Annotated in this window: 1 protein-coding gene; it reads left to right on the forward strand. The window is 69.2% G+C overall.

The features are described 5' to 3' along the window. A partial coding sequence (locus tag ABD086_RS25245) for an IS3 family transposase (protein WP_343911450.1) occupies positions 1 to 763 on the forward strand: 763 nt, incomplete at both ends.

Genomic DNA, 763 nt, shown 5'->3' on the forward strand with positions numbered 1-763 from the left:
CGACATCGCCTGGACCACCAACGCCCGCGGGCAGCGGGTGCTGGCCCCCGAGGGGCTCTACGGGCGCCGCAAGATGACCGCCTATGTGCGTCGCACCGCGGTCCCGGACGCCTCCTCGGGGGCGGTGGACCGGGCGATGCGCGCCCTGGGGCTGGAAGGCGTGCGGCGGGCCAAGAAGGTCCGCACCACCATCGCGGCCAAGGACGGGAAGCGGGCCGGTGACCTGCTGGACCGGGACTTCACCGCCCCGGCCCCGAACCGGGTCTGGGTCACCGACTTCACCTATGTGCGCACCTGGGCCGGGTTCGTCTACGTGGCGTTCATCCTCGACGTCTACGCCCAGCGCATCGTGGCCTGGCACGCCTCGACGTCGAAGGTCACCGACCTGGTGATGACGCCGCTGCGGATGGCGATCTGGCAACGCGACCACGAGGGCCACCCCGTGACCGCCTCGGAGCTGATCCACCACTCCGACGCCGGCAGTCAGTACACCTCGATCCGGTTCACCGAGCACCTCGAACTCGAGGGCATCCAGCCCTCGATCGGATCGGTCGGCGACGCCTACGACAACGCCCTGATGGAGACCATCAACGGGCTCTACAAGACCGAGTGCATCCGCACCACGGTCTTCCACGACGGGCCCTACAAGACCCTCGCCGACGTCGAGTACGCCACCGCCGGCTGGGTCGACTGGTACAACAACCGGCGCCTGCACGGCTCCCTTGGGATGATCAGCCCCGCGGAGTTCGAGGACGCCCACTAC

The organism is Nocardioides aquiterrae, assembly GCF_039526625.1.
Classification (GTDB): domain Bacteria; phylum Actinomycetota; class Actinomycetes; order Propionibacteriales; family Nocardioidaceae; genus Nocardioides; species Nocardioides aquiterrae.